29 protein-coding genes and 1 pseudogene are annotated in these 26,281 nt (G+C 64.2%); 16 read left to right on the forward strand and 14 right to left on the reverse strand.

What is annotated here, in order from left to right; all coding sequences use genetic code 11:
* The first annotated feature begins 212 nt into the window (after window positions 1-212).
* The 7 genes and pseudogenes from petA to ACMDCR_RS11265 all read left to right on the forward strand — a co-directional run bounded on the left by petA (window position 213) and on the right by ACMDCR_RS11265 (window position 7,791).
* A complete protein-coding gene (gene petA, locus ACMDCR_RS11235; protein ID WP_413992606.1) occupies window positions 213-773 on the forward strand; it encodes a ubiquinol-cytochrome c reductase iron-sulfur subunit in 561 nt (186 codons plus the stop codon).
* Between the two features lie 11 nt (window positions 774-784).
* Window positions 785-2,996: pseudogene (locus tag ACMDCR_RS11240) on the forward strand (cytochrome c1).
* A gap of 153 nt (window positions 2,997-3,149) precedes the next feature.
* Window positions 3,150-3,695, forward strand: a complete 546-nt coding sequence (locus ACMDCR_RS11245; protein ID WP_413992607.1) for an adenine phosphoribosyltransferase — start codon at window positions 3,150-3,152, stop codon at window positions 3,693-3,695.
* Between the two features lie 228 nt (window positions 3,696-3,923).
* Entirely contained in the window at window positions 3,924-4,559 is a 636-nt protein-coding gene (locus ACMDCR_RS11250) for a 50S ribosomal protein L25/general stress protein Ctc (RefSeq protein ID WP_413992608.1), read from the forward strand.
* Window positions 4,560-4,711: 152 nt separating this feature from the next.
* Complete coding sequence (pth, locus tag ACMDCR_RS11255) at window positions 4,712-5,314, forward strand: aminoacyl-tRNA hydrolase (protein WP_413992609.1); 603 nt, start codon at window positions 4,712-4,714, stop codon at window positions 5,312-5,314.
* A gap of 164 nt (window positions 5,315-5,478) precedes the next feature.
* The gene (gene ychF / locus ACMDCR_RS11260) at window positions 5,479-6,579 is read left to right on the forward strand and encodes a redox-regulated ATPase YchF (RefSeq protein ID WP_413992610.1); all 1,101 of its coding nucleotides are present in this window, start codon (window positions 5,479-5,481) and stop codon (window positions 6,577-6,579) included.
* A gap of 171 nt (window positions 6,580-6,750) precedes the next feature.
* Window positions 6,751-7,791 carry a LacI family DNA-binding transcriptional regulator gene (locus tag ACMDCR_RS11265; protein ID WP_413992611.1) on the forward strand — a complete coding sequence of 347 codons (1,041 nt, stop codon included), beginning with the start codon at window positions 6,751-6,753 and terminating at the stop codon, window positions 7,789-7,791.
* 67 nt (window positions 7,792-7,858) lie between these two features.
* On the opposite strand, the gene phnN is transcribed toward ACMDCR_RS11265, so the two are convergent.
* The 8 genes from phnN to phnG all read right to left on the reverse strand — a co-directional run bounded on the left by phnN (window position 7,859) and on the right by phnG (window position 14,454).
* Window positions 7,859-8,470, reverse strand: a complete 612-nt coding sequence (phnN, locus tag ACMDCR_RS11270; RefSeq protein WP_413992612.1) for a phosphonate metabolism protein/1,5-bisphosphokinase (PRPP-forming) PhnN — start codon at window positions 8,468-8,470, stop codon at window positions 7,859-7,861.
* Window positions 8,467-9,618: an alpha-D-ribose 1-methylphosphonate 5-triphosphate diphosphatase gene (locus ACMDCR_RS11275; RefSeq protein WP_413992613.1), complete on the reverse strand. Its 1,152-nt coding sequence runs from the start codon at window positions 9,616-9,618 to the stop codon at window positions 8,467-8,469. Before ACMDCR_RS11275 ends, phnN begins: the two co-directional genes overlap by 4 nt.
* A gap of 28 nt (window positions 9,619-9,646) precedes the next feature.
* On the reverse strand, window positions 9,647-10,357 hold the full coding sequence (gene phnL / locus ACMDCR_RS11280; protein ID WP_413992614.1) for a phosphonate C-P lyase system protein PhnL: 711 nt from the start codon (window positions 10,355-10,357) through the stop codon (window positions 9,647-9,649).
* Window positions 10,354-11,142: a phosphonate C-P lyase system protein PhnK gene (gene phnK / locus ACMDCR_RS11285; RefSeq protein ID WP_413992615.1), complete on the reverse strand. Its 789-nt coding sequence runs from the start codon at window positions 11,140-11,142 to the stop codon at window positions 10,354-10,356. The genes phnL and phnK overlap by 4 nt, the downstream gene beginning before the upstream one ends.
* A gap of 80 nt (window positions 11,143-11,222) precedes the next feature.
* Window positions 11,223-12,140, reverse strand: coding sequence for an alpha-D-ribose 1-methylphosphonate 5-phosphate C-P-lyase PhnJ (locus ACMDCR_RS11290; RefSeq protein ID WP_413993592.1), 918 nt, complete (start codon window positions 12,138-12,140; stop codon window positions 11,223-11,225).
* 140 nt (window positions 12,141-12,280) lie between these two features.
* Entirely contained in the window at window positions 12,281-13,378 is a 1,098-nt protein-coding gene (locus tag ACMDCR_RS11295) for a carbon-phosphorus lyase complex subunit PhnI (protein ID WP_413992616.1), read from the reverse strand.
* Window positions 13,379-13,975, reverse strand: a complete 597-nt coding sequence (phnH, locus tag ACMDCR_RS11300) for a phosphonate C-P lyase system protein PhnH (RefSeq protein WP_413992617.1) — start codon at window positions 13,973-13,975, stop codon at window positions 13,379-13,381.
* Window positions 13,975-14,454 (reverse strand): phosphonate C-P lyase system protein PhnG, encoded by a 480-nt coding sequence (gene phnG, locus ACMDCR_RS11305; protein WP_413992618.1) that lies wholly within the window; start codon window positions 14,452-14,454, stop codon window positions 13,975-13,977. Before phnG ends, phnH begins: the two co-directional genes overlap by 1 nt.
* A 78-nt stretch (window positions 14,455-14,532) precedes the next feature.
* Here phnG and phnF point away from each other — a divergent pair, with 78 nt between their 5' ends.
* Window positions 14,533-15,282, forward strand: a complete 750-nt coding sequence (gene phnF, locus ACMDCR_RS11310) for a phosphonate metabolism transcriptional regulator PhnF (RefSeq protein ID WP_413992619.1) — start codon at window positions 14,533-14,535, stop codon at window positions 15,280-15,282.
* Between the two features lie 161 nt (window positions 15,283-15,443).
* Here the strand turns inward: phnF and ACMDCR_RS11315 are convergent, their stop codons facing one another.
* Window positions 15,444-16,487 carry a lysine-2,3-aminomutase-like protein gene (locus ACMDCR_RS11315; RefSeq protein ID WP_413992620.1) on the reverse strand — a complete coding sequence of 348 codons (1,044 nt, stop codon included), beginning with the start codon at window positions 16,485-16,487 and terminating at the stop codon, window positions 15,444-15,446.
* A 130-nt stretch (window positions 16,488-16,617) separates the two neighbouring features.
* On the opposite strand from ACMDCR_RS11315, the gene ACMDCR_RS11320 reads away from it, so the two are divergent.
* Entirely contained in the window at window positions 16,618-16,875 is a 258-nt protein-coding gene (locus tag ACMDCR_RS11320) for a hypothetical protein (RefSeq protein ID WP_413992621.1), read from the forward strand.
* Window positions 16,876-16,953: 78 nt separating this feature from the next.
* Here ACMDCR_RS11320 and ACMDCR_RS11325 read toward each other — a convergent pair whose 3' ends face one another.
* Entirely contained in the window at window positions 16,954-17,283 is a 330-nt protein-coding gene (locus ACMDCR_RS11325) for an NIPSNAP family protein (protein WP_413992622.1), read from the reverse strand.
* 81 nt (window positions 17,284-17,364) lie between these two features.
* Between ACMDCR_RS11325 and ACMDCR_RS11330 the strand changes: the two genes are divergently transcribed.
* A complete protein-coding gene (locus ACMDCR_RS11330; RefSeq protein ID WP_413992623.1) occupies window positions 17,365-18,045 on the forward strand; it encodes an ArsR/SmtB family transcription factor in 681 nt (226 codons plus the stop codon).
* A 77-nt stretch (window positions 18,046-18,122) separates the two neighbouring features.
* On the opposite strand, the gene phnE (ACMDCR_RS11335) is transcribed toward ACMDCR_RS11330, so the two are convergent.
* The 4 genes from phnE (ACMDCR_RS11335) to phnC form a co-directional block, all read right to left on the reverse strand.
* Complete coding sequence (gene phnE, locus ACMDCR_RS11335) at window positions 18,123-18,977, reverse strand: phosphonate ABC transporter, permease protein PhnE (protein ID WP_413992624.1); 855 nt, start codon at window positions 18,975-18,977, stop codon at window positions 18,123-18,125.
* A complete protein-coding gene (phnE, locus tag ACMDCR_RS11340) occupies window positions 18,974-19,855 on the reverse strand; it encodes a phosphonate ABC transporter, permease protein PhnE (protein ID WP_413992625.1) in 882 nt (293 codons plus the stop codon). The genes phnE (ACMDCR_RS11335) and phnE (ACMDCR_RS11340) overlap by 4 nt, the downstream gene beginning before the upstream one ends.
* Window positions 19,856-19,916: 61 nt before the next feature.
* A complete protein-coding gene (phnD, locus tag ACMDCR_RS11345) occupies window positions 19,917-20,849 on the reverse strand; it encodes a phosphonate ABC transporter substrate-binding protein (RefSeq protein ID WP_413992626.1) in 933 nt (310 codons plus the stop codon).
* Between the two features lie 74 nt (window positions 20,850-20,923).
* Window positions 20,924-21,730 carry a phosphonate ABC transporter ATP-binding protein gene (gene phnC / locus ACMDCR_RS11350; protein WP_413992627.1) on the reverse strand — a complete coding sequence of 269 codons (807 nt, stop codon included), beginning with the start codon at window positions 21,728-21,730 and terminating at the stop codon, window positions 20,924-20,926.
* 239 nt (window positions 21,731-21,969) lie between these two features.
* On the opposite strand from phnC, the gene ACMDCR_RS11355 reads away from it, so the two are divergent.
* The 6 genes from ACMDCR_RS11355 to ACMDCR_RS11380 are packed head-to-tail and all read left to right on the forward strand — an operon-like array spanning window position 21,970 to window position 26,254.
* The gene (locus tag ACMDCR_RS11355; protein ID WP_413992628.1) at window positions 21,970-22,614 is read left to right on the forward strand and encodes a chloramphenicol acetyltransferase; all 645 of its coding nucleotides are present in this window, start codon (window positions 21,970-21,972) and stop codon (window positions 22,612-22,614) included.
* A 4-nt stretch (window positions 22,615-22,618) separates the two neighbouring features.
* Window positions 22,619-23,077 carry a MaoC family dehydratase gene (locus tag ACMDCR_RS11360; protein ID WP_413992629.1) on the forward strand — a complete coding sequence of 153 codons (459 nt, stop codon included), beginning with the start codon at window positions 22,619-22,621 and terminating at the stop codon, window positions 23,075-23,077.
* Window positions 23,074-23,547 (forward strand): MaoC family dehydratase, encoded by a 474-nt coding sequence (locus ACMDCR_RS11365; protein WP_413992630.1) that lies wholly within the window; start codon window positions 23,074-23,076, stop codon window positions 23,545-23,547. Before ACMDCR_RS11360 ends, ACMDCR_RS11365 begins: the two co-directional genes overlap by 4 nt.
* Before the next feature lie 36 nt (window positions 23,548-23,583).
* Complete coding sequence (otnK, locus tag ACMDCR_RS11370) at window positions 23,584-24,846, forward strand: 3-oxo-tetronate kinase (RefSeq protein ID WP_413992631.1); 1,263 nt, start codon at window positions 23,584-23,586, stop codon at window positions 24,844-24,846.
* On the forward strand, window positions 24,843-25,478 hold the full coding sequence (locus ACMDCR_RS11375) for an aldolase (RefSeq protein WP_413992632.1): 636 nt from the start codon (window positions 24,843-24,845) through the stop codon (window positions 25,476-25,478). Before otnK ends, ACMDCR_RS11375 begins: the two co-directional genes overlap by 4 nt.
* 2 nt (window positions 25,479-25,480) lie before the next feature.
* Entirely contained in the window at window positions 25,481-26,254 is a 774-nt protein-coding gene (locus ACMDCR_RS11380; protein WP_413992633.1) for a hydroxypyruvate isomerase family protein, read from the forward strand.
* Window positions 26,255-26,281 lie beyond the last annotated feature (27 nt).

The raw sequence follows: 26,281 nt of genomic DNA on the forward strand, positions 1-26,281 counted from the left end.
TAGCGCCATTAGCAGGCTGCACGATCTAGACAACTTCGCAACAGAGTGGCATGAGCCCGTGATGAGGTTTGCCCTAGTTTCGCCGCGATCCCTTCGTGCGCGCCTGGGGTGGCCGAAGTTTAGCAGAGTTTGGCAGGCGCTGGGCGTCCCCCGTCCCGTTCCTCCATCACCCCGGCGGCAGCCGGGGTGCGACGTATGAGAAGGATCGATCCGTGGCAGCCACGAACGAAAACGCCGCAGAGCCCACTCGTCGCGATTTCATTTACATTGCTACCGGCGCGGTCGGTGCTGTGGGTGTCGCTAGCGCCATTTGGCCTTTTATCGACCAGATGCAGCCTGACAAGGCGACCATCGCTGCCGGTGTCCCCGTCGAGGTCGATCTGACGCCGATTCCCGAAGGCGGGAATGTCAAGGTGTTCTGGCGCGGTAAGCCGATCTACGTGCGCCATCGCACCAAGGAAGAGATCGCGGCAGCCGACAATGTCGACGTTTCCTCCCTCCGTGACCCGCAAACGGACGCCGAGCGCGTGAAGAAGGGTGACGAGCAGTGGCTGGTCGTGATCGGCATCTGCACCCATCTTGGCTGCATCCCGCTCATCAATGAAGGGCCCTATCACGGCTGGTTCTGCCCCTGCCACGGCTCGGTCTACGACACCTCCGGCCGCATCCGCCAGGGGCCTGCACCGCTCAATCTTGCCATTCCGCCCTACAGTTTCGAGAGCGCCAGCAAGATCATCATCGGCGCCGACTCCGATTCGACCCCCAAAGCTTAAGGTCACATTCCATGAGCGGATCCTCGACCTGGACCCCGAAAAGCGCCCTCGGACAGTGGTTCGAAAGCCGCCTGCCGCTTGGCGCACTGGTTCATTCCTCCTTCATCGCCTATCCGACGCCGCGCAACCTCAACTATATGTGGACCTTCGGCGCCATCCTGTCCTTCATGCTCGGCGCGCAGATCCTGACCGGCGTCGTGCTGGCCATGCACTACGTGCCTGACGCCAAGCTCGCCTTCACCTCGGTCGACCTTATCCGCCGTGATGTGAACTGGGGCTGGATGATCCAGAAGCTGCATGCCAACGGCGCCTCGATGTTCTTCATCGCGGTGTATCTCCATATCGCCCGCGGCATGTATTACGGCTCCTACAAGGGCCCGCGCGAGGTGCTCTGGCTGCTCGGCGTGGTCATCTTCCTCCTGATGATGGCCACCGGATTCATGGGCTATGTGCTGCCCTGGGGCCAGATGTCCGGCTGGGGCGCCACGGTGATCACCAACCTGTTCTCGGCGATTCCGGTGGTCGGCGATACCATCGTGACCTGGTTGTGGGGCGGCTATGCCGTCGGCAACCCGACGCTGAACCGCTTCTTCTCGCTGCATTACCTCCTGCCCTTCATGATCGCGGGCGTCGTGGTCCTGCATGTGTGGGCGCTGCATGTGGTCGGCCAGAACAACCCGGCCGGGGTCGACATCAAGACCGAGAAGGATTCGGTCGCCTTCACACCCTATGCGACGCTGAAGGATGCCACCGGCACTGCCTTCTTCCTCATCCTCTACATGTATTTCGTGTTCTACATCCCCGATTATCTCGGCGATCCCGTGAACTATGTGCCGTTCAACCCGGCGCAGACCCCGGCCGAGATCGTGCCTGAATGGTACTTCCTGCCCTTCTACGCCATCCTGCGCTCGATCCCGGACAAGCTGCTCGGCGTCATCATGATGTTCGGCTCCATCGCCATGCTGGCGTTGCTGCCCTGGCTCGACACCTCCAAGGTGCGTTCGGCGGTCTATCGCCCGGTCTTCCGCGTGGTGTTCTTCATCTTCGTGGCCGTTTGCCTCGGCCTTGGCTGGGTAGGCTCGCAGCCGCCGCAGGGCGTTCTGCTGACCGTCGGCCGCGTATTGACCGCCCTCTATTTCGCTTACTTCATCATCGTTCTGCCTCTGCTGGGGCTGTTCGAGCAGACAAAGCCTGTGCCCGCTTCCATTGCGGATGCGATCCTGGCGAAATCAAGCGGAGATCCCGCTCCGCAACTCAACGGCTGAGGGTGGAACTGCAATGATTCGGATGTTCAAACCCTCACCGCGCCTGGTCCGTTTCGGCCTCGCGCTGGCAGCCCTCACGATGGTCGCTGGCTATGCGGTTCCGGCGCCTGCGCAGGACGACAGCAATATCCCCGAAACGCCGCCGGTCATGTATCCACCGAAGCAGAGCTGGAGCTTTGCGGGTCCTCTCGGCAAGTTCGACCCGGAGCAGCTGCAGCGTGGCTTCAAGGTCTATAAGGAAGTCTGCTCGGCCTGCCACAGCCTGCATCGCGTTGCCTTCCGCAACCTTGCCGATCCGGGCGGCCCCGAGTTCACCGAAGGCCAGGTCAAGGCTCTCGCCGCGACCTATTCGATTGCCGATTTCGACGATAAGGGCCAGCCTGTCGACCGTCCCGGCCGCCCGGCTGATTATTTCCCGCTGGTCTTCCCGAACGACGACGCCGCGCGAGCTGCCAACAACGGCGCCGTGCCACCGGACATGTCGCTGCTCGCCAAGGCGCGCGGCGCGAAGTCGGGTTTCCCCTGGTTCATTTTCGACGTGTTCACGCAATATCAGGAACAGGGTCCCGACTATATCCATGCGCTGATCACCGATGGCTATCTCAATGAAGCCAAGGGCGAGAAGCCGCCGCTGGTCGCCACCGAAGACCCGAGCAATCCAGGCAAGAGGACCGTCGCCCCCTTCAAGGTGCCGGAGGGCTTGCATTACAACAGCGTCTTCGAGGCCCATTCGATCGCCATGGCCAAGCCGATCCAGGACGGCCAGGTGGAATACACCGACGGCGCGCCGCAGACGGTCGACCAATATACCAAGGACGTCGCGGCGTTCCTGGCCTGGGCCGGCGATCCGACGCTGGTCGAGCGCAAGCAGAACGGCCTCAAGGTCCTGATCTTCCTGATCGTGCTCTCCGGCCTGCTCTGGTACACCAAGAAGAAGGTCTGGATCGACGCCCACTGATGGCGAATCGATATCGCAACGAAGCAGGCGGCCGGAGTGAATGCTCCGGCCGTTTTGTTTTGGGTTCCTGCGGTTCGTGGCAACCCGATCATTCCTGAGGTTGCAACAGCGCGGGAATCGTGCATCGAAGGGAAGTTATCGTAGGAAGGCGCCATGACCAGCCAGATTGCCCGCATCCTCAAGGATGCCGTCCGCACCATTCCCGACTACCCCAAGCCCGGCATCGAGTTCCGCGACATCACCACTTTGCTTGGCGATGCCTGGGCCTTCCGGCGCGCGATCGACGAACTGGTGCAGCCCTGGGCAGGCTCCAAGATCGACAAGGTGGCGGGCATCGAGGCGCGCGGCTTCATCCTTGGCGGCGCGCTGGCCCACCAGCTCTCGGCCGGCTTCGTGCCCGTGCGCAAGAAAGGCAAGCTGCCGCACGATACGGTGCGCATCGCCTATTCGCTCGAATATGGCCTCGACGAGATGGAAGTGCACAAGGACGCGGTAAAGCCGGGCGAGAAGGTCATCCTGGTCGACGATCTCATCGCCACTGGCGGTACGGCGGAAGCGGCGGTGAAGCTGCTGCGCGAGATCCGAGCGGATGTAATCGCGGCCGTCTTCGTGATCGACCTGCCGGCCCTCAAGGGCGCGGACAAAATCCGGGCGCTCGGTGTGCCCGTGCATACGCTGATGTCGTTCGACGGGCATTGACTTCCTGGGATCGCAGGCATCCTTGCCCGCATCTTGAACCGCCGCGTCTCCAAGAGCAGGCAAGGATGCCTGCGATCCCGGGAAGTTGCGTTCACCCTCGTTGCAATTCCTGCACGATCCGTCTATAGGAAGCCCGTCCTGCGACCAGACACCCCTGGAGGCAATGCGGGACAGCCGAACCGGCCGCATGAGCGGCCTTTTTATTTGATCCTACCAAGGAATATCCAGATGTCCGTGAAGCAGATTTCCGCCACGGCGCGTACGCAAGTGGGCAAGGGGGCCGCGCGTGCCGTTCGTCGTGAAGGAAAAGTGCCGGCCGTGATCTACGGCGCCGGCAAGCCCCCCGTTTCCATCGCGCTCGACTCCAAGGCGACCAACCTTCTCGTCTATGCCGGCCATTTCCTCACCACCGTCTTCGAGATCGAGGTCGATGGTAAGAAGACCCGCGCCATTCCGCGTGACTATGCGCTCGACCCGGTGAGGGATACCGTCGAGCATGTCGACTTCCTGCGCGTCGATGCCGGTTCGCGCCTGCGCGTTGAAATCCCGGTCCATGCCATCAATGCTGCCGCCTCTCCCGGCGTCAAGCTCGGTGGTTCGGTCAACGTCGTGACTCATGCGCTGACGGTTCTGGCGCCGGCCGACAAGATCCCCGATTCCATCGACGTCGATGTCTCCGCGCTCGCGATCAACGATTCCGTGCACATCTCGCAGATCACGCTGCCGGAAGGCGTTTCCTATGTTGGCCAGGACGACGCGACCCTCGTCTCGATCCTGCCGCCGGCTGGCGAAGAAGCTGCTCCTGCTGCTGCGGAGCCGACTGCCGCACCCGCCGCTGCCCCTGCGCCGGCTGCCAAGAAGTAATCCGGCCTGTCTGCCGTTTCTGGAGTGGCCGGGCATGTCCCGGCCATTTCCCTTTTTGGACATGGCAACATGCCCTATTTCTGCCGTGACGCATTTTCTTCGCAGAAGAGTCTGCATAGATTTTTCGAAAGTGCCCTGAATCAGGTTCCGTCATGCGTCTGTTCGTCGGGCTCGGCAATCCGGGCGCCAAATATGCCGGCAACCGGCACAACATAGGTTTCCTCGCTATCGATGAGATCGCACGGCGCCATCGTTTTGCGCCCTGGCGTTCGCGCTTCCAGGGCCAGGTGAGCGAGGGCACCATCGGCAATGAGCGGGTGATGCTGCTCAAGCCCCAGACCTATATGAACGAGAGCGGTCAGTCGGTAGGGGAGGCCATGCGCTTCTACAAGATCGGCCTTCCCGATATCTCCGTCTTCCATGATGAGCTCGATCTGGCTCCTGCCAAGATGCGGGTGAAGGTCGGTGGCGGTAATGCCGGCCATAACGGCCTGCGCTCGATCACCGCTCACTGCGGCAATGACTATCGCCGTATCAGGCTCGGTATCGGCCATCCCGGCGACAAGGCGCTCGTACTGCATTTCGTGCTGGCCGATTTCGCCAAGGCAGAGTGGCCTTGGGTCGAGGATCTCTGCGCGTCCTGCGCCGACGCCGCCCAGCTTCTGGCCGATGGCGAGGATGCGAGCTTCCAGAACAAGGTGCACCTGTTCATGGAGGGGCGGGGACACGGCGCCGCGAAGCTGGCGGGGGCTTGAGGGAGCGCGGACTTCCAGTCCGCATTCCGAGACGTCGCGCTAGCGTGAAAGATGCGGACTGGAAGTCCGCGCTCCATTGACGCCGCGCCCCTTCCTATCTACCCAGCGCATAACAATTTTACCGGAGGCTGGGACGCCCCGGTCCTGATGAACGAGCGAGAGCCATGGGTTTCAAATGCGGTATTGTCGGCCTGCCCAATGTCGGCAAGTCGACCCTGTTCAACGCGCTGACGCAGACGGCGGCGGCGCAGGCGGCAAACTATCCTTTCTGCACCATCGAGCCGAATGTCGGCGACGTTGCCGTGCCGGATGAGCGGCTGGAGAGGCTGGCGGCCATTGCCAAGTCGGCCAACATCATTCCGACGCGCCTCACCTTCGTCGATATCGCGGGCCTGGTGCGCGGCGCCTCGAAGGGAGAAGGCCTCGGCAACCAGTTCCTCGGCAATATCCGCGAATGCGACGCCATAGCCCATGTCGTGCGCTGCTTCGAGGACGGCGATGTCACCCATGTCGAAGGCAAGATCGATCCGATAGCCGATATCGAGACCATCGAAACCGAATTGATGATCGCCGATCTCGATAGCCTGGAGCGCCGTGTGACGGCGCTGGAGAAGAAGGCCAAGACCGGCGGCGACAAGGAAGCCAAGGAGACGCTCGAGCTGGTCAATCGCGCCCTGGTGCTTTTGCGCGAGGGCAAGCCCGCGCGTCTCGTCGAGGTTCGGCCCGAAGAGCGCCGCGCCTTCGACATGCTGCAACTCCTCACCGCCAAGCCGGTGCTCTATGTCTGCAATGTCGAGGAAGCCTCTGCCGACAAGGGCAATGCCTTCTCCGACAAGGTCAAGGCCCGCGCCGCGGAAGAAGGCGCCAAGGCCGTGGTCGTCTCCGCCAAGATCGAGAGCGAGATCGCCGTGCTGCCGCCCGAGGAGCAGAAGGATTATCTCGAGGCGATCGGGCTCGAAGAACCCGGCCTCAACCGCGTCATTCGCACGGGCTACGAACTCCTGAGCCTGGTGACTTACTTCACCGTCGGTCCCAAGGAGGCGCGTGCATGGACCATCACCCAGGGCATGCGGGCGCCGCAGGCAGCTGGCGTCATCCATTCGGATTTCGAGAAAGGCTTCATCCGCTCCGAGACGATCGCCTATGGTGACTATGTCGCCCTGAACGGCGAGAGCGGCGCCAAGGAGGCCGGCAAGTTCCGGCTCGAAGGCAAGGATTATGTCGTCGCCGATGGCGACGTCCTTCATTTTCGCTTTGCGACGTGAGGCGTCGCGCGATTACAATCGAAAGTTGCAAGAACCGATTGTACATTCCCTAACGGCAGAAAATGACCGGCTTTGCCTTCTTGCGCGCTTTTTGTTGTGCGCGGACGAAAAAACCGATTTATCTGTGTTATACTGTTTGGATGGCCTTGTTTGTGACAGAGGCAGGAAACAATGGCCCAAGACGAGCCGCAGCGAAGATCAACTGGTGAACGGGCAACTATTCACGATGTCGCCAGGCTTGCGAATGTATCACCCGCCACCGTTTCCAAGGTGCTTCGCGGCCTTGGTGCCGTGAAGGCCGAGAGCGTTGCTCGCATTCATGCCGCGGTGCGCGAACTCGGCTTCCGTGTCGATCCGCTGGCTGCCAATCTGCGCCGCTCGCGCCGCTCTATCATTGGGTTGGTGGTGCCGGACTTCCGCAACCCCTTCTTCGGTTCCATGGTTGCTTCCTTCGAGCGACTGGCCGAAGGCAGCGGCTACCGCCTGGTGGCGGTGAGCAGCGCGGAGAAGGTTGAGCGCGAAGCCGCCCAGATTGAAGCCTTGCTCGATTGGCGCGTGGCTGGCCTGATCGTGGTGCCTACCGAAGCCCGCCTGGCGGCGGAGACCTCCATCCTTGACCAGAAGGTCGCCACCGTACTGCTCGACCGCGTGCCGGACGAGAGCAGCTTCGACAAGGTCAATGTCGACAATATCGAGGCGAGCGCCGCTGTCATCCGTGAACTCGTGGCCAGAGGTCACAAGCGCATCATGATCGCCACCGCCACGCTCGAACGTACCAATATGCGTGACCGCCTGGCGGGCGTGATGATGGCCGCGCAGGAAGCCGGCATTGCCGACAGCATCGAGGTGGTGCAATGCGGGCCTGATGTCGGCACGGCCACCGAGGCGATGGTGGCTCGGTTCGACAAGGGCAGGCTCCCGAGCGCTGCTTTCGCCTTGCTCGGTCCCGCGACCATGGCGATCCTGCGTGAGGTAGAGCGCCGTGGCTTGGTGGTGCCTGCAGACCTCTCCGTGGTGGGCTTCGACGACGTCGAATGGATGCAGGTGACGCATCCCCCCATCGCCGCCGTGATCCAGCCCATCGACCAGATCGCGGAGGCGGCCTGGAACCAGATGATCGCGCGTCTCGCCAACCCCGCCGATCCGCCGCGATCCCTGGAAGTGCAGTGCCAGCTCGATTTTCGCGGTTCGGTAGCAACCTTGTTGAAGTAGGCGGGATCTTCTCTTGGCGGTTCGGGGGCGAGTGCCATGGGACAGCGCCCCCGAGGTGCAAGTCCGATTACTCCGCCGCCTGGCGCGCGCTGCTCGACAGCTCAGCTCGCAGATGCGCCAGCAAGCGGTCGACGGCGGCTTCCACCGGCCCATCATTGGTGATGATGAGGTCGGGATGCAGCGCGTCCTCGCGGTCGACCTTGCGGGCGAGGCGGGCGCGGATCACCTCCGCGCTCTCGCGACCGCGCGCCGCGAGCCTCTGGGCGATGACCTCGGCGGGCGCGGTAACCAGCACGACATTCACCCGGGCGAAGCGCTCGCGGGCTTCCGACAGGCTCGAACGAGAGAGGTTACACACGGCATGGATGCCGCGTTCGGTGGCGCTGCGCACCTCCCGGGGCAGGGCGTAGCTTAGCCCATGCGCACGCCAGGAGAGCGAGAAGCCTCCCTCGGCCTCGATTCTGGCGAATTCGGCTTCGGACATCGTGTCGTGATCCTCGGCAGAGGAACTTTCGCGGGTGATGATCCGGCGGGGGAAGGCAAGGCCGGGATGTCCGGCGAATTCGGCGCGCGCCGCATCGATCAGCGTATCCTTGCCGGCGCCGCTCGGCCCGACGATGGCAATGAGCTTGCCATGGCTCGGCACCGGCGCGAAGGGAACCCTCTCTTCGGTGCTCATGCTGCTATCCGGCCCTGGCGCCAGACGCGGCGGATGATTGGCGTGGTGCCTGCCTGGATTACGCGGACGATGTCGGCACGACGGCCCTTCTCCAGCCGGCCGCGATCGTCGAGCCCCGTGGCCTTGGCGGGCGTGTCGCTGACCATGCGCATGGCGGTCGTAAGATCGATGCCATCAACGCGTTCCGGCAACTGGAAGGCGGCGAGCAGGAGCGAGGCCGGCACATAGTCGGAAGAGAGAATGTCGAGCACGCCCTTCTTGGCGAGATCGGCCGCGGCGATGTTGCCGGAATGCGAGCCGCCGCGCACGACGTTGGGCGCGCCCATCATCACGCTGATGCCGGCCTTGTGAGAGGCAAGGGCGGCTTCCAGCGTCGTAGGGAACTCGGCGATGGCAACGCCGTCGCCCACCGCTTCCTCGACATGGCCAGCGGTGGCATCGTCATGACTGGCGATGACTATGCCATGCTCGCGTGCTGACTTGACCAGGTTGGTGCGGCTGAAGGCGGCATATTGCTGGTGCTTCGCCAGCTTGGTCTGGATAAACTCCTCGACATCGGCGTCGCCCCGCACGCGGCGCGGCATGTAGAACTTCAGCCACTGGTCGAGGTTCTGGAACTGGCGCTGGCCCGGTGTGTGATCCATCAGCGAGATCATGTGGATTGGATAGGTCTCGCGGAAATAGTCGAAGTCCGTGACGACGTCGTGGGTTGCGAGTTCGCAACGCAGATGCGTGCGATGCTCGACCCGCAGATGCCCGCCTTGGCGCGCTTCTTCAAGGGCGTCGGCAAGCTGCCGGCCCTCGCTTGCGATCGTGCTTTCCAGAGCGGCGGAGCCGAGGCGGATCGAGTCGAACACCGTGGTGATGCCCGCGCTGGCGATCTGGGCGTCATAGGCCATCACCGCGCTCAGCGTATGCCAGCGCACCGAAGGGCGGGGCGTGTAATGAGCTTCCAGATGGTCGGTATGCAGCTCGATCAGGCCCGGCAGCAAATAGTCGCCACCCATGTCCAGACCCTTCTCCGGGGCAGCGCCTTCGCCGAGATCGGCGATCTCGCCCTTGTCGACGGCGAGCCATCCCTGCTCGATCACCCTGTCGGCGAGGACAAGGCGGGCGTTGGTGAGGAGGAATTGATCAAGGTCCGGCATAGGTCAGGTCCAATTGGGTCAGGTCCGGTCAGGCAGCAGCTTGGTCAGGCGAAAAACGAGTGACGTCGACGATTCGGTCCGCAACCTTCTCGCGAACATCTTCATCATGAAAAATGCCCACAATTGCGACACCGGCCGTTTTTTTCTCGGAAATGAGATCGACCACCACGGCCCGGTTGGCCGCGTCGAGCGAGGCGGTGGGCTCATCGAGGAGCAGGAGCGGACGATCGGGCGCGAGGCCCCGGGCAATATTGACGCGCTGCTGCTCGCCGCCGGAAAAGGTCGCTGGTGGAAGGCCCCAGAGCCGCTCGGGCACGTTGAGCAGGCTGAGGAGGCGTCTGGCGCGAGCGGTCGCCTGCGTCTCGTCGAGCCCGGTCTCGCGGGCGGCATCGACAACGATGGCAATCGCCGGCACGCGGGGGATGACGCGCAGGAACTGGCTGACATAGCCCATGGTATGCTTGCGCAGGGCAAGGATACGCCGGGGCTCGGCGGTGGCGACATCCACGGGTTCGTCGCCGTCATGCAGCCGGATGGAGCCGACATCGCAGCGATAATTGCCGTAGATCATCTTGAGGATCGAGGACTTGCCGGCGCCCGAGGGCCCGCCCAGCACCACGCATTCGCCGGGGGCGACGGAAAAGCCGACATCCTGCATCACACCGATGCTCAGGCCGCCCTGCAGATGCAGGGTGAAGCTCTTGCAGACACCTTCGAGGGTAAGAATGGGAGTGGTCATGCCGCAAGCACCGAAGAAACCAGAAGCTGCGTATAGGCCTCGTGCGGATCGTCGAGGACCTGATCGGTCAGGCCGGTCTCGATCACGCGGCCCTGCTTCATCACCATGATCCGGTGCGATAACAGCCGTGCGACAGACAGGTCGTGCGTGACGATGATGACGGCAATGCCGAGATCGGCCACCAGGCCACGCAGGAGGTCGAGAAGGCGGGCCTGCACGGAGACATCCAGGCCGGAAGTCGGCTCGTCCATGAAGACAAGGCGTGGCTTGGTCACCAGGTTGCGGGCGATCTGCAGGCGCTGACGCATGCCGCCGGAAAAGCTGGTCGGCCGGTCGTCGATGCGGTTGGCTTCGATCTCGACACGGCCGAGCCAGTCGAGCGCCGCGGCGCGGATATCGCCATAATGCCTGGCGCCGACAGCCATCAGCCGTTCGCCGACATTGGCGCCGGCCGAGACGCCCATGCGCAGGCCCTCGCGCGCATCCTGGCGCACGAATCCCCAGTCGGTGCGCAGCAGGAAGCGCCGTTCGGCCTCGCTGAGCGAGAAGAGATCGCGCGTCCGACCGTCGCGCATGCGGTAACGGACATGGCCCGAGGTCGGCTCGAGCTCGCTGGAGAGCAGACTGAGCAGCGTGGACTTGCCCGAGCCGGATTCACCGACGACGGCGAGAACCTCGCCCTCGTAGAGGTCGAAGGAAACGTCGGCGCAGCCGAGACGCAGGCCGTAATGCTTGGTAAGGCCGCTGGCTTGGAGGAGGGGGGTATTTCCCGGGTCCGCGGACATCTTGTCCGCTCCTTGCTCTCCTGCAAGTACACCGTTTCCAAGATGCGGACGGGACGTCCGCGCACCCGGGATGTCCTCGTTCATGGCGCTGCCTCCCTGGGAACGCGGACATCCTCGTCCGCTCTTGGAAACGTTTCGCTCGACGACGAAGGAAGAGCGGACGAGGACGTGTGCGCTCCCAGCTGGGACGCCTCGCCCAGCATGGCGCCCTTGTGGCCATCCGCCCGCCGCTTCTCGCAGTAATCCGTATCCGAGCATACGAACATGCGACCGCCGCGGTCGTCGAGCACGACCTCGTCGAGATAGACCCCTTCGGCTGCGCAAAGGGCGCAAGGTTGTTTGAAGGTCTGCACCGTGAAGGGGTGGTCCTCGAAGTCGAGGCTCCTCACCCTGGTATGTGGCGGCACGGCATAGATGCGCTTCTCGCGGCCGGCGCCGAAGAGCTGCAGCGCCTCGCAATTGTCGATCTTCGGATTGTCGAATTTCGGCGTCGGCGAAGGGTCCATGACGTAGCGCCCGGCAACCTCCACCGGATAGGCATAGGTGGTGGCGATATGGCCGTGGCGGGCGATGTCCTCATAAAGCTTCACATGCATCAGGCCGTAATCGGCGAGGGCATGCAGCTTGCGAGTCTCCGTCTCGCGCGGCTCGAGATAGCGCAGGGGTTCGGGAATCGGCACTTGGTAGACAAGGATCTGATCGGGCTTCAGCCTAGCCTCCGGTACGCGGTGGCGCGTCTGGATGATGGTTGCTTCTTCCGTGGAAGTCGTTGTGGCGACGCCTGCCGTCTTGGCGAAGAAGCGGCGGATCGAGACAGCATTGGTGGTGTCGTCGGCGCCCTGGTCGATGACCTTGAGCACATCGTCTGGACCGATCACCGCCGCTGTCACCTGCACGCCACCCGTGCCCCAGCCATAGGGCATCGGCATCTCGCGCGAGGCGAAGGGCACCTGGTAGCCGGGGATGGCGATCGCCTTCAGGATCGCCCGGCGGATCATGCGCTTCGTCTGCTCGTCGAGATAAGCGAAGTTGTAGCCGGTCGCGGCGTCATCCCGGCCGGAGCGCAGCGCAGTGCCCGGATGATGACGCGACTGGCCGCTCTGCACTTCGCTTCGGCCGGGATGACCCTCTGTCCCACTCATGCCGCGTCCTCCTCGACCTTCGCGCGTCGCTCGGCGTGCTCCGCCCTTAAGCGCCGCACCAGGTCGAGCTCCGCCTGGAAGTCGACGTAATGCGGCAGCTTCAGATGCTCGACGAAGCCGGTGGCCTGCACATTGTCGCAATGGGACATCACGAATTCCTCGTCCTGTGCCGGCGACCTCGCCTCCTCGCCGAATTCGCGCGCGCGCAGCGAGCGGTCGACCAGCGCCATGGACATCGCCTTTCGCTCGGCCTGACCGAAGACGAGGCCGTAGCCACGGGTGAATTGCGGCGGTGCCTCCGCCGAGCCCGCGAACTGGTTGACCATCTGGCATTCAGTGAGGGTGATCGCACCCATAGGCACGGCAAAACCAAGCTCCTCGGGCACGAACTCCACCTCGACCTCGCCAAGGCGGATCTCGCCGACGAAAGGATGGGTGCGGCCATAGCCACGCTGGGTGGAATAGGCGAGGGAGAGCAGGAAGCCTTCGTCGCCCCGCGCCAGGGACTGCAGGCGCAAGTCGCGGTCGGCGGGAAACTCCAGCGGCTCGCGCGTCATGTCGCCGACGGCCTTGCCATCATCGGGGACGGCATTGCGCTCGATCAGGTCTTCGCCGCTGAGGAGGTCGCTGACGCGAGGTGTTTTTTCTCCGGTGGCGGGCCTTTCCTCCGGTGCCCCGACCTCGCCACCCGCTTCCAGCAGGAAATCTATCAGACGGTGGGTGTAGTCGAAAGTCGGCCCGAGGATCTGCCCGCCGGGCAGGTCCTTGAAGGTGGCGGAGATGCGCCGGCGGATCACCATCGCATCGGTGTCGAGCGGCACGCCGTGGCCGAAGCGCGGTAGCGTGGTGCGGTAGGCGCGCACCAGGAAGATCGCCTCGACGAGATCGCCGCGCGCCTGCTTGATGGCGAGCGCCGCGAGGTCTCGGTCATAGAGCGAGCCTTCCGCCATCACACGGTCGACGCCGAGCGCAAGCTGCTCGCGGATCTGCTCGGGGGAGAGTTCGGGGATGCCGGCATCGCCGCGCCTGACATGGCCGAGCAGGCGATGGGCGTTGTCGATGGCCTCTTCGCCACCCTTCACCGCGACATACATTCAAGCCTCCCCAATCAGCCGGGACGAGCGTGGCAAAGCAGCGATGCGCCTTGTCGTCGTGAAGATGAGATCGACCCCACGCGGGAAGAGTGCGGCATTGGCGTGGAGCTGCTGCCGGAAACCTGATGGCAGTGGGGCGATGCCGAGGCCGATAGGCTCCTTGATACCAGGGCCGGTGAAGACGAATTCCTCTGCCGCCTCAAGTCGGTTGACCGCAATCAGCAGCGTGGTCGAGCGATCGGGGTATTCATCGCTGCCCAGCGCAAAACGTTCGAAGGGTGGGCAGGCGGCGGCATCGCCGATGAGCGCAAACGTCGCCTCGGCTGGATCTTCGACAAAGCGGGCGCCGGTGTGAAAGGCGAGATAGCGTCGCACCCCGGGCTCCCCCCGCAACGCCGCATCCAGCCACAGCGGCGCTTCATGGTCGGCCATGGCCAGGGCGAGGGCCGCCAATTCCGGCGTCAACGGGGCGGGCGGCGCCAGTTCCGTCGCGAGCGGCTGCGGCAGGGCCGGACGGGCGAGGGCGTTCATGCAGGCACGGAACACAGCCTGCGAGTCGAGTGCTACGTCGGCAAAGCCGGGAGCGAGATCGGCCATTAATCCTCTCCCCGGACCATGGTGAAGAAATTGACCTTTGTCGCCGCCGTCTGCCGCGCCGTTGTCGCAGCTTCAGCCTGAAGGCGGGCGGCGACCGGCTGCAAGGCCTTGCTCACCGCCTCGCGCCGGCCCTCGTCCTGCCAGAGCGCATCGAGAAGGGCGGCAGCGTTGGCCTTGGCGAGGTCGCGGCCGAGATGATACGCGAAGCCGATCTCGCCGCTCGCGAGGCGTATGGTGGCGCGCGAAGTGCTGGCCTCGCCAAGATTGAAGGGCGCGCCGTCCCCACCGATCCGCCCCTGCAGCATCACTAGGCCTGTCTGCGCGGGTCGCAACGGGGTATGGGCAGGCAGCGGTGCGAGGACGGCGAGGGCACGGTCGAGCTCCACCCGGGATGCATGGGCGCATAGCCGCATCGCAGCTTGACGGGCCTTCAGGCTGGTTTGGACCTGGCGGTGGATATCGGGAGAGGTTTCATTCATGACGAAGCCGGATTCGAGCTTTGAGATGATGTTGTCTAGTGTTATAGACAACTATATGACCAACTCTGCAACGACGCCATGACAAAACCGGCTCAGGCCCAGGAATTTTTCACCAGCCGCGGCGACGGCATCGCCGCCTGGCGCAAGATCGCCGACCTCCTGGAGGCTGAGATCGCCGGTGGCTTGCTCGTACCCGGCAGCCAATTGCCGACTGAGGCGGTGTTGGCCGCGCGCTTCACGGTCAACCGCCATACGGTGCGCCGGGCGCTGGCCGAGCTGGCCGACAAGGGGCTGGTGCGTACGGCGCAGGGGCGTGGCACCTTCGTTGAGGCGGCGCGCCTCGCCTATCCTATCGGTACGCGCACCCGTTTCAGCCAGAATATTGCGCAGGAGGGCCGCGAACCCGGCGGTGTCATTCTCGATGCGGCCGAGATCGAAGCCGATGCACGTATTGCCGGCCTCCTGGCGATCCCGCCCGGCAGCCTGGTCCTCAGGCTGCACACTGCGCGGCTTGCCGACGGCGTGCCGATCGCGATCGGCCACTCCTGCATTCCCCTGCCACGTTTCGCAGGCTTCGAGGCCGCCTATCGCCGCTTTGGCGCCGTTACGCCGTCCTTTGCCGCCTGCGGAGTCGATGACTACAAGCGCCGGGAAACGAGGGTCAGCGCCCGCTTCGCCTCGCCCGAGGAAGCCGCTGGCCTGGACATTGCCCCCGGGCGGCCGGTGATGGTGGTCGACAGCGTCAATGTCGATCTCGGCGGTGTGCCCATCCAGGCCACCAAGGGCGTCTTCGCGGCAGATCGCGCGGAGATCTTGCTGCAGAGCTGAGGGCGATTGGGTGGTGCTGAGATTGCACAAAGGGGCACGCCAAACACGGAGTGGCGGTCTCTGACCGCCATCTTCCTTTTCGACATAAGCAGCGCTTCCGAGAATGGCGGTCAGAGACCGCCACTCCAATCCCGCGCTTCCTCCATCAAAAGCAGCGCCTACTAGCCATTCACCCCATAAGCATGCGTACCGCCCCGCGGGTCGGTCACCTCATACCCCTCCCCCGTCTTCTCCACATAACCCGGCCCGATCGGCACCTTGCCGTGGCCGCCGGGGATGTCGAGCACATAGGTAGGCTGGCCCAGCCCGGTGAGATTTCCGCGCAGTTCGCGCATCAGGGCCTGCCCTTTGGCGATGGTGGTGCGGAAATGGCCCGTGCCTTTCGCCATATCCCCATGGTGAAGATAATATGGCTTGATGCGCAGGGTGAGGAGTGCGCGGAAGAGTTCGGTTAGCGCCTCCGGCGTGTCGTTGACGCCGCGCAGCAGCACGCTCTGGCTCACCATGGCGATACCCGCCTTTACAAGCCTGGTGCAGGCCTCGCGGGCAGCTGGTGTCAGCTCGCGCACATGGTTGGTGTGCAGGGCGACGAACACCGCCTTGTCGCTGGCAAGGCTTTCCACCAGTTCGGTGGTGACGCGTTCCGGGGCCACCACGGGGACGCGGGTATGAAAGCGGATCACGCCGACATGCTCGATGGCCGAGAGCGCCTCGACGATCCGCCTGATCCGTCGCGGCGAGAGGGCAAAGGGGTCTCCGCCCGTGATGATCACCTCGAAGATGGCTGAATTGCCGGAAATGTAGGCAAGTGCTGCCTCAAGCTCGGCATTGGTCAGGTTCTCGCCCTCGGGCCCCACCATCTCGCGCCGGAAGCAGAAGCGGCAGTAGACCGGGCAGATATGCAGTGGCTTCAGCAGCACGCGATCGGGATAGCGGTGCACGATGCCGGGTACCGGCGAAAAAGCCTCGTCGCCGATGGGATCGGCAAGCTCGTCGGTGCTGAATACCAGCTCCCGCTCGTCTGGCACGAATTGGGCGGCGATGGGATCTTCCGGCGGTGGCCCGCTGATGAGATCTGCCATGGCCGGCGTAATCGCCACCGAGAAGCGGCGCGCAACTTCCTCGATGCCGATGCGCTCGGCCGGTGCGATGAGGCCCCTGGCTTCCAGATCGGAAGCGCTCCGAAGGCTGGAATGCTTGTTCATGGCTAGTACCCGACGTGAGGGCCTGCTCTTAGACCATCACCTGTTGGGACGAAAGTCCCAATGGAGAATCGGCCTCGACCGTTCGGTGCAAACGGGGCATCATTCCCTTGGGGCTCCAGGGAGAATCATCATGACCCGTCTGCTTTCGATCGCACTCGTCTCGTCTTGCCTCGCTATCGGCCTGACTTCCGCCGCGCTTGCCGACGCCACCTGCAAGGCCCAGGCAACCGACAAGAAGCTGGCCGGCGCGGCCTTGACAAGCTTCTCCAAGAAATGCGCCAAGGATGCAGCCAGCGCCTGCGACGCCCAGGCTGCCACCAAGAAGCTCGCCGGGGCCGCCAAGACCAGCTTTGTGAAGAAGTGCACATCGGACGCCGTGGGCGGCTGAGGATGTTGGGGGGCGGGTCTTCGGACCCGCCTGCTCGTCGACATTGCAGGAAAAGCGCGTCCGAAGACCCGCCCTCGACTACGCTTTCACCAGCGGCGCATGCGGTGCGGAGGCCTGGCACAGGAAGATGCGCTCCTCCTGGCGGATGAAGCCTTCGCGCTTGGAGAAGGCGTAGTTGGCCTGCCCTTCCGGCGTGTTGCGCAGGCGGGCACGGTAGGCCTCGTAGGCCGCGAGATTCTCGATGTTGTAGACGCCGTAAGCCGTGGTGGCCGAGCCCTCATGCGGCGCGTAGTAGCCGATGAGATCGGCGCCGCAGCGCGGGATGATCCGGCCCCAGTTACGGGCGTATTCCTCGAAGGCGTCCACCTTGAAGGGATCGATCTCATAGCGGATGAAGCAGGTGATCATGCCGGGTTCCTTTCGATTGGCATTTCGACAGGGAAACTGTAGCGGATTGCCACACGCGGATGGTTCGGCTAGGATCGTAGTATGAAGGATGGACCGGTTATCGCATCAGTCGCCGCTCTGATGGGCGACCCGGCGCGCGCCAACATGCTGACGGCGCTGATGGACGGGCGCGCGCTCACGGTGAGCGAATTGTCGGAGGCTGCGGGCGTGACGCTGCAGACCGCCAGCGGCCATCTGGCCAAGCTCGACACCGCCGGCTTGCTCACGGCAGAAAAGCAGGGGCGGCACCGCTATTTCCGCCTTTCCGGCCCTGATGTCGCCCAGGTCCTGGAGGGCCTGATGGGCCTTGCCCAGCGCACCGGCGCCGTACGCGTGCGCACGGGCCCGCGCGACACGGCCATGCGCACAGCCAGGATCTGCTACGACCATCTCGCCGGCGAACGCGGCGTGGCGCTGCTGGACGGCTTCTTCTGCCAGGGGTTGGTGACGGACGAGGAAGCACCGGCGGTGACGCCGGAGGGAAAGCGCTTCTTCTCCGGTCTCGGCCTGGAGATCGACGTCATGGCCAGGGCACGCCGCCCGCTCTGCCGCCGCTGCCTCGACTGGAGCGAGCGCCGCAGCCATCTCGGCGGCGCGCTGGGCGCAAGGCTGCTCGACTGGGTGATCGACCAGAAATGGGCGCGACGCGAGAAGGGCCGCGTGATCACCTTCAGCCGGGAGGGCGGGCGCGCCTTCGATGAGCGCTTCGGGCTGGCGGCCTGAGATCGGGGGAGGTGGTCTTCAGACCAGCCTTTCTCGTCAGTGCGGGTGGATCAGGCGGGTCTGAAGACCCGTCCCCCTCACCGCTTCTGAGGCTGGCCGATGATGGCGAGACGCAGGCGCGAGGAGATGCGGTCGATCACAGCCACTGTAACCAGGATCATGATGATCAGCACGCAAAGCGGCGGCAGGTCGAGCACACGCAGCAATTCCTGGAGATATTGGCCAACGCCGCCCGCGCCGACAATGCCGAGCACGGTGGCCGAGCGGACATTGGATTCGAAGAAATAGAGCGTCTGGCTCGCCATTACGGGCAGCACCTGTGGGAGCAGCGCGAAGCGGATGCGATGGAGCTGGCTGCCGCCGGCGGAGATCACGCCTTCGCTCGCCTTGGTATCGCTGGCCTCGATGGCTTCGGAGAACAGTTTGCCCAAGCCGCCGAAATCGACACAGATGATGGCGAGCACGCCGGCGAAGGGGCCAAGGCCGACGACGCTTACCCAGGCCAGCGCCCAGATCAGCACATCGATCGCCCGGATCACGTCGAGGCTCCGGCGCGCCGTGAAATGGGCGAAGACGTTGGGGACGACATTGATCGCCGCGAGAAAGGCTATGGGCGCCGCCAGCAGTGCCGCGATCAGCGTGCCGGCGAAGGCGATGGCGAGCGTTTCCCCCAGCGCCTGGACGAAGAACCAGAATTTGCCCTCGGAATTAGGCGGGAACATCAGCACCGTGAAGTTGCCGAGGCGACTGATGCCGCTGAAGAAGCGTTCGGGCGTGAATTCCAGCCGCACCATGGCCACGACAAGCAAGGCAAGCATGGCGACGACCATGCCGGTCGTGAGCACGCGCGCGCGCCAGGAAGGCTGGAAATAGGCGGGATAGCGCGCCGCGACGGCGGAAGGATCGCTCTGGCGCAGGGGGCTGTCGCTCATGGCTTCTTCTCCATGCCGGCCAGCCGGTGGCGCAATTGTTCGCTGATCATGTCGATAAGGAAGACGGTACCGATCATCAGGAGCAGGATGGCGCTGGGATCGCCTGCCCGATAGGTGCGGATCGCCGTAAGCAGCTCCTGGCTGATGCCACCGGCGCCGACGAAGGCCATCACGGTGGCGCTGCGCACATTGATCTCGAAGCGCAGCAGCGTATAGGACGCAAAGTTCTGCAGCACTTGCGGCAGCACAGCAAAGCGCACCGTGGCGATCCAGGAGGCTCCGGTGGCGGTGGTGCCTTCCACCGGTTTCATGTCGATGTTTTCGACCACTTCGGAGAACAATTTGCCGAGAGCGCCGATGGTGTGCACCGCCAAGGCGAGGCCGCCGGCCATCGGCCCCGACTTGAAGGCGACGAGAAAGATCATCGCGAAGACGAGGTCTGGAACCGAGCGGCAGAATTCGAACAGGCGCCGCACCGGCTCGCGGATCAGCCAGTTCGGCATCAGGTTCGAGGAAGCGGTGAAGCAGAGGAGAAAGGCGCCGATCGCACCGGCGACCGTGCCGAAATAGGCGATCAGCAGTGTGTCGCCCAGCAGGGCCATCCAGCGCTTGAAGCCCCAGAACCAATCGGCGATGTCGGAAAACAGATGATCGAACCGCAGGCTGGGAAGCATGCGGCCGACATAGCCGCCGAAATTGCCGATATGCGTCCACAGCACGTAGGGCCTGACATCGGCGATGTGGAGCGAGACCGCAAAGCAGGCGATGCCGACGATGAAGCCCAGCCAGATCCTGCGCCTCTTGAGCGCGGAAGCGGCCTGATAGGCGGCAAGAAGGGCTCGCGACTGAGAGTCAGGGAGGTTGTTGATAGCCGGCAAAACGTTACTCCCAGGAAGAGGAGCGCGAACCACTCGGTTCGCGCCCTCCGAAACTCGCCCCTTACTGGGTCTTCTTCAGGCTGTCGTTGAATTTCACCATGTCGACGATCGGCTGGTATTCCTTGGCGGAGATCGGCGCGAGCTCGATATCCTTGCCGTCGGAAAGCTTGTCGAAATCGGCCTTGTCGTTCTTCGAGTAGTCGGTCAGCGCGCTGGCGATCTTCTTCTTCAGATCGTCGGGGAGCGAAGAGAGCACGGCATAGGGGCCTTCCGGCAGGAAGGGCGTCTTGTAGATCACGCGGAAGTCGGCCTTGGTCATCGGAGTCCCGTCATCCTTCTTCAGGATGCCGCGGCTCAGCATGCGGGTGAGGTTGGAATCGTCATCCGAGTTCCAGCTGTTGGCGGCGGCGTCGGCCGTGCCCTGGGCGAGGGCGAGGACGGCATTGTCATGGCTGCCGGCAAAGAAGTTGGAACCGAAGAAGCTGTCGATGTCGATGCCATCGCGATGCAGGGCGAAGCGCGGTGCATTGTTGCCGGAAGTCGAGTTGGGGTCGACCAGAGCGAGCTTCTTGCCCTTGAGGTCGGCGATCGTCTTATAGGGGCTGTCGGCCTTCACATAGATCACGGAGTAGTAGCCGGTCAGGCCATTGTTGTGGCGCGATACGGCAACCGGTTCGGTGCCTACGCCGGTGATTACGGCGCGGGCATAGGAGGCCGGGCCATAGAAGGCGATCTGGGCAAAACCGGCGCGCTGCGCTTCGATCACCGCGGCATAGTCGTTGGCGATGTTGAGCTTGACGGGCACGCCCACCTGCTTGGCGATATAGTCGGCCAGCGGCTGGTAGCGGTCGGCAGTGGTGGAGGCGTTTTCGGCCGGGATGACGGCGAGCGTCAATTCCGGGTACTGGGCCTTCCAGTCCTGGGCGTAGGAAGCGGTAGCTGTGAAGCTGAAAGCCGCGGCGGCAAGGCCGAGCAGCGTACGACGCGAAAGCATGGTTCTCTCCTGTCGAGATTTGACGTCTTGTCGGTAACGCTTGTGGTTACTTCGGGTGGAGCGCGCTGCCCGTCTCAGGCGGCGGCGCCGGCTGGGCTGGTTTGACCGGCCCAATTCGCTTCGGTTTCGGTATCCATCACCTCGCCGGCCTCCAGGCCGTAGAGTTCGCGGGCGGCGTCGGCGGTGAGGGCGGCGGGCACGTCGTCGAACACGACCTGCCCTGCCGCCATGCCGACCAGGCGGTCGCAATAGGAGCGGGCAAGATCGAGCGAATGCAGGTTGCAGATCACGGTGATGCCGAAATGCTTGTTGATGCGCAGCAGCGCATCCATCACCACCTTGGTGTTGCGGGGGTCGAGCGAGGCGATCGGCTCGTCGGCCAGGATGATCGAGGGCTCCTGCACCAGTGCGCGGGCGATGGCCACGCGCTGTTGCTGGCCGCCGGACAGGCTGTCGGCGCGCTGGGCGGCGAGATTGGCAATGTCGAATTGCTCGAGCGCGGACAGGGCCAGCGCCTTGTCCTCCTTGCTCCACAGCTGCAGCACGGCGCTGGCTGTCGAAACCTTGTTCAGGCGGCCCATCAGCACATTGGTGAGCACGTCGAGGCGGCCGATGAGGTTGAACTGCTGGAAGATCATGGCGCAGCGAGCGCGCCAGTCACGCAGGGCCTGGCCGCGCAGGGCGGTGACATCGACCCCGTCGAAGACGATCTTGCCTTCGCTCGGATCGACAAGGCGGTTCAGCATGCGCAGCAGCGTTGATTTGCCGGCTCCGGAACGGCCGATCACACCGATGAAGGCCCCGGGCGCTATTTCCAGATTGACGTTGGAAACTGCGGCTTTGCCGCCAAAACGCCGGGAAACGCCTTCGATTGCCAGCATGGAAACGCCCCTTCGCAATTGCAGCATGCCAGTCGGTACCCCTGGCCGATTACAGCGGGATGGCGTTTGAATGACGCTTCGATGACCGTGCCCATGCGAGACGTGTCACAATCATGAATTGTAATCGATTTTTGAGTGCAGCTTGCGGGACATGCGGAACTCGCCCCCGGCCTGCGTCATCGAAATGTCGTCGGGCGGTGGGAAGGGACCGGTCTTCCCAACAAGTGGAGTTTGCGCCGGTGACCAAGCTCAGCCCTGTGCCGCTCATCGAGCCCAGCGCCACCGTCAAGGCGAGTCGTCTGGGCCGCTATACGGAGGTCGGCGCGCGCACCAGCCTCCTGGAGGTCGAACTCGGTGACTATTCCTATGTCGTCAACGACGCCAACATCGCCTATGCACAGATTGGCCGCTTCACGTCCATCGCTGCCCACACCCGCATCAACCCCGGCAACCATCCGATGCAACGTGCCAGCCAGGCCCATTTCACCTATCGCGCCTCGGCCTATTTCGAAGGAGAGAGCGACGAGGAGGAGTTCTTCGCCTGGCGCCGCAGCCATGGCGTGACCATCGGCCACGATGTCTGGATCGGGCATGGCGCCGTCGTCCTCCCTGGACGTCGCATCGCCACCGGCGCCGTAGTCGGGGCGGGGGCCGTCATCACCAAGGATGTGGAAGCCTATATGATCGTTGGAGGCAATCCGGCGAAGCCGATCCGGCAGCGCTTCGGGAGGGATGTCCCGGCGCGCCTGGAAGCTCTGGCCTGGTGGAACTGGCCGCATGAAAGCCTGCACGCCGCCCTGCCGGATTTCCGCGCCCTGCCGGTCGAAGGCTTCCTCGACAAATATGAAGCCCTTGCCGTAAGCGGGGCAATCGGTTCAATCTGAGCACATGACCGATGACCTGCTCCATTTTGAAGATTTTCCAGTCGGTGAAGTCGTCACCTATGGTTCCTACAAGCTGACGCGCGAGGCCATGCTGGCCTTTGCCCGCGAATACGACCCCCAGCCCTTTCATCTCGATGAGGAAGCGGCGAGGGACACCCTGCTGAACGGGCTCGCCGCCTCCGGTTGGCATGCCTGCGCCATCATGATGCGTCTCAACTGCGATGGCTTCCTGTTGAACTCCACCTCGATGGGCGCGCCGGGGATCGACGAGGTGAAATGGCTTGTCCCGCTGCGCCCGGATGTCACGCTGAGCGTCCGGCGCACCGCGCTGGAGGCACGGACCTCGAAGAGCCGGCCGGAACTCGGCTTCGTCAAGTTCCTGTTCGAGCTGATCGCGGACGAGAAGGCTGTGGTGACCACGCAGGTCTGCTCCATCATGTTCGCTCGGAGACAGGCGCCATGAAATATTTCGAGGATCTTGCCATCGGCGACATCGATGAGATCGGCGCTTTCACGTTCTCGGCCGAGAGCATCAAGCGGTTTGCCCGTGACTACGACCCCCAGCGCTTTCATGTCGACGAAGCTGCCGCCGAGGCCAGCCTCTATGGCGGCCTGATCGCCTCGGGCTGGCAGGTCGCCGCGATCTGGATGAAGCTCATGGTGGCGCATCAGGAGACCGAGGTGGCGCGGGCGAAACTACTCGGCAAGCCAGTGGTCAAGCTCGGCCCCTCGCCGGGCTTTCGCAACATGGTTTGGGCCAAGCCCGTGCGTCCGGGCGACACGCTGCGCTACAGCGTCGAGATCACGGCGAAGAAGGAAAGCGCCTCGCGGCCCGAATGGGGCATCGTCTCCATGCTGAGTTCGGCGCTGAACCAGCATGGCGAACAGGCCTTCAAATTTGACGGCGTGGTGTTCTGGGAAAGACGCGCATGATCGGCGCGACCGCTTGCGGTCCGTGAGGGAGGCAGAATGCTTTTGGGAGCGGTAGCCGACGACTTTACCGGCGCCAGCGACCTCGCGAACACGCTTGCGAGGGGTGGCATGCAGACGATCCAGTTCGTCGGCGCATCCTCCGGTGCGGCGCCAGCGGATTGCGAAGCGGGCGTGGTCGCCCTGAAGACTCGATCGATCGCGGTCGCCGATGCGGTGCGGCAATCTCTGGAGGCCGCACGCTGGCTGCTCGGGCAGGGTTGCCGCCAGCTTGTCTTCAAATATTGCTCCACCTTCGATTCCACCCCCGAGGGTAACATCGGCCCGGTGGCGGAGGCGCTGCTCGATCTTACCGGCGCGGAGGTGGCGGTGGTCTGTCCGGTATTCCCCAAGACGGGCCGGCGGCTGTTCATGGGTCATCTCTTCGTAGGCGACCGGCTCCTGAGCGAATCCGGCATGGAGAAGCATCCGCTTACGCCGATGACCGATCCCGACATCCGGCGCTGGCTGGGTTACCAGGTAAAGGGCAAGGTCGGTCATGTTCCACTCGGGGTGGTGCATGAGGGCGATGCTGCGCTCGCTCGGGCCTTCGCTGCGGAAGCGGCTGCGGGGCGGCGCCTGGTCGTGGCCGATGCCGTCGAGGACGACGACCTCCTGATCCTCGGCAAGGCCCTCGCCGGCCACCGGCTCGTCACCGGCGGTTCCGGCATCGCCTTGGGCCTGCCGGCCAATTTCCGGGCACAGGGACTGCTGGCGGACCGCGCCGTGGAACTGCCGATCGCCCACGGGCCGGGCGTGGTGCTGTGCGGTTCCTGTTCCACGGCGTCGCAGCAGCAGGTCGCCGCCTATCTCGATGGCGGGGAAGGTTTGCGGATCGATCCAGCCGACCTGCTTTCCGGCCGCATGTCCGCGCAGGCGGCGGCGGGCTGGGTGCGCGAGCGCCAACAATCAGGTGCGGCGCCGATCGTCTATTCGACCGCCGATCCCGCCATCGTTGCCGGCGCCCAGCAGGCACATGGCAAGGCCGAGACTGCCGGGGCTATCGAGCATTTCTTCGGTGATGTCGCACGTCTGCTGGCCGACGCCGGCACGCATCGCATCGTGGTGGGCGGCGGCGAGACCTCGGGCGCGGTGGTGGAGGCCCTCGGGGTGAACGATCTGCGCATCGGCGCCGAGATCGATCCCGGCGTGCCGGCGCTGGTCACGGACAGGGGAGCGCCCCTCGGCCTTGCCCTCAAGAGCGGCAATTTCGGCGGTCGCGACTTTTTCGCCAAGGCACTCCGACAGGTGGGGACGGCATGAGCGAGCAGGCACTTCGCGACGCCATCGTGCGATGGGGCAGGTCGCTGTTCGAACGTGGCCTGACGGCCGGCTCCTCCGGCAATCTTTCGGCGCGGACCGAGCAGGGCTTCATCGCTACGCCCACCAATTCGTGCCTCGGCTTTCTCGATGCGGACCGTTTGTCGATCCTCGACCAGGAAGGCAGACATGTCGGTGGCGATCCGCCCACCAAGGAACTGCCTCTGCATTTCGCCTTCTATCGCAACCGGCCCAACGCAAGGGCCGTGGTGCATTTGCATTCGACCTATGCCACGGCACTGTCCTGCCTTGCCGATGTCGATCCCGCCGATGCCGTGCCGCCAATCACGCCCTATGTGGTGATGCGCGTCGGCAAGGTGCCGGTAGTGGCCTATGCGCGCCCCGGCTCTCCCGAGGTCGCGCCGCTGATCGATGCCGTGGCGCCCGACCACGCCGCCGTGCTCCTGCAGAACCACGGGCCAGTCGTCTCGGCCCCATCGCTGGAAAGCGCCGTCTTCGCCATGGAGGAACTGGAGGAGACGGCGAAGCTTGTCCTGCTCACGCGCGGCATGAAGGTGCGCCTGCTCGACGCCGGCCAGATCGCCGATCTCGAACGCAATTTCAAATTGAGATGATCATGCAGAAATTTTCAGCCAATCTCGGTTTCCTATGGCCCGACCGGCCTCTGCTCGCCCGTATCGATGCCGCGGCGGCGGCCGGCTTCAAGGCCATCGAGCTTCACTGGCCGTATGAGGTTCCGCCTGCCGACCTCCGCGCTGCCAATGAGCGGCACGGCCTCGAAATGCTCGGCATCAACACGCCCATCGACGCCGCCAAGGGCGAGTTCGGCCTCGCCGCCGTGCCCGGTCGCCAGCAGGATTTTCGCGAGGGCTTCAGCCGCGCCGCCGATTACGCCCACGCCATCGGCGCCCGCTCGATCCATGTCATGGCGGGCGATGTTCCGCCGGAACGGAGGGCGGAGGGAACGCAGCAATTCCTCGACAACCTGGCTTGGGCGGCCGAACAGGCGAGGGACCTCACCCTGCTGCTCGAACCGCTCAATAAGCACGACCGGCCAGGCTATTTCTACTCGACCAGCGGCGAGGGCGCGGCCGTCATCGCCGCGGCCGGCGTGCCCAAGCTGAAGCTGATGTTCGACGCCTATCATGTCGGCCGGACCGAGGGACATGTGGTCGAGCGCCTGGAACGGCATTCGGGCGTGATCGGCCATGTGCAGATTGCCGCCGTTCCCAGCCGCGCCGAACCCGACGATGGCGAGGTCGACTACCGCGCCTTTTTCACTGCGCTGGACCGACTTGGGTACAGCGGCTGGGTCGGCTGCGAATACAAGCCGCGTGGCGATACGGATGAGGGGCTGAGGTGGACGGAGACGCTTGGGGTGAAACTGTGATTGGAGTGGCGATCACCACCACCACAT

Source organism: Labrys okinawensis, from assembly GCF_047345005.1.
Taxonomy (GTDB): Bacteria; Pseudomonadota; Alphaproteobacteria; order Rhizobiales; family Labraceae; genus Labrys; species Labrys okinawensis.

Excerpts from the sequence above, each read along its gene's own strand:
- phnE (WP_413992624.1), bottom strand. The coding sequence starts at position 18,977 with ATGAGCGACAGCCCCCTGCGCCAGAGCGATCCTTCCGCCGTCGCGGCG.
- otnK (WP_413992631.1), top strand. The coding sequence starts at position 23,584 with ATGCTTTTGGGAGCGGTAGCCGACGACTTTACCGGCGCCAGCGACCTC.
- pth (WP_413992609.1), top strand. The coding sequence starts at position 4,712 with ATGCGTCTGTTCGTCGGGCTCGGCAATCCGGGCGCCAAATATGCCGGC.
- ACMDCR_RS11380 (WP_413992633.1), top strand. The coding sequence starts at position 25,481 with ATGCAGAAATTTTCAGCCAATCTCGGTTTCCTATGGCCCGACCGGCCT.
- ACMDCR_RS11320 (WP_413992621.1), top strand. The coding sequence starts at position 16,618 with ATGACCCGTCTGCTTTCGATCGCACTCGTCTCGTCTTGCCTCGCTATC.
- phnC (WP_413992627.1), bottom strand. The coding sequence starts at position 21,730 with ATGCTGGCAATCGAAGGCGTTTCCCGGCGTTTTGGCGGCAAAGCCGCA.
- ACMDCR_RS11315 (WP_413992620.1), bottom strand. The coding sequence starts at position 16,487 with ATGAACAAGCATTCCAGCCTTCGGAGCGCTTCCGATCTGGAAGCCAGG.
- ACMDCR_RS11290 (WP_413993592.1), bottom strand. The coding sequence starts at position 12,140 with ATGATCCGCCGGGCGATCCTGAAGGCGATCGCCATCCCCGGCTACCAG.
- phnD (WP_413992626.1), bottom strand. The coding sequence starts at position 20,849 with ATGCTTTCGCGTCGTACGCTGCTCGGCCTTGCCGCCGCGGCTTTCAGC.
- ACMDCR_RS11330 (WP_413992623.1), top strand. The coding sequence starts at position 17,365 with ATGAAGGATGGACCGGTTATCGCATCAGTCGCCGCTCTGATGGGCGAC.
- ACMDCR_RS11375 (WP_413992632.1), top strand. The coding sequence starts at position 24,843 with ATGAGCGAGCAGGCACTTCGCGACGCCATCGTGCGATGGGGCAGGTCG.
- ACMDCR_RS11295 (WP_413992616.1), bottom strand. The coding sequence starts at position 13,378 with ATGTATGTCGCGGTGAAGGGTGGCGAAGAGGCCATCGACAACGCCCAT.
- phnF (WP_413992619.1), top strand. The coding sequence starts at position 14,533 with ATGACAAAACCGGCTCAGGCCCAGGAATTTTTCACCAGCCGCGGCGAC.
- ACMDCR_RS11265 (WP_413992611.1), top strand. The coding sequence starts at position 6,751 with ATGGCCCAAGACGAGCCGCAGCGAAGATCAACTGGTGAACGGGCAACT.
- ACMDCR_RS11250 (WP_413992608.1), top strand. The coding sequence starts at position 3,924 with ATGTCCGTGAAGCAGATTTCCGCCACGGCGCGTACGCAAGTGGGCAAG.
- ychF (WP_413992610.1), top strand. The coding sequence starts at position 5,479 with ATGGGTTTCAAATGCGGTATTGTCGGCCTGCCCAATGTCGGCAAGTCG.
- phnG (WP_413992618.1), bottom strand. The coding sequence starts at position 14,454 with ATGAATGAAACCTCTCCCGATATCCACCGCCAGGTCCAAACCAGCCTG.
- phnL (WP_413992614.1), bottom strand. The coding sequence starts at position 10,357 with ATGACCACTCCCATTCTTACCCTCGAAGGTGTCTGCAAGAGCTTCACC.
- ACMDCR_RS11365 (WP_413992630.1), top strand. The coding sequence starts at position 23,074 with ATGAAATATTTCGAGGATCTTGCCATCGGCGACATCGATGAGATCGGC.
- ACMDCR_RS11325 (WP_413992622.1), bottom strand. The coding sequence starts at position 17,283 with ATGATCACCTGCTTCATCCGCTATGAGATCGATCCCTTCAAGGTGGAC.
- ACMDCR_RS11275 (WP_413992613.1), bottom strand. The coding sequence starts at position 9,618 with ATGCCGGACCTTGATCAATTCCTCCTCACCAACGCCCGCCTTGTCCTC.
- ACMDCR_RS11360 (WP_413992629.1), top strand. The coding sequence starts at position 22,619 with ATGACCGATGACCTGCTCCATTTTGAAGATTTTCCAGTCGGTGAAGTC.
- ACMDCR_RS11245 (WP_413992607.1), top strand. The coding sequence starts at position 3,150 with ATGACCAGCCAGATTGCCCGCATCCTCAAGGATGCCGTCCGCACCATT.
- phnK (WP_413992615.1), bottom strand. The coding sequence starts at position 11,142 with ATGTCCGCGGACCCGGGAAATACCCCCCTCCTCCAAGCCAGCGGCCTT.
- phnH (WP_413992617.1), bottom strand. The coding sequence starts at position 13,975 with ATGGCCGATCTCGCTCCCGGCTTTGCCGACGTAGCACTCGACTCGCAG.
- phnN (WP_413992612.1), bottom strand. The coding sequence starts at position 8,470 with ATGAGCACCGAAGAGAGGGTTCCCTTCGCGCCGGTGCCGAGCCATGGC.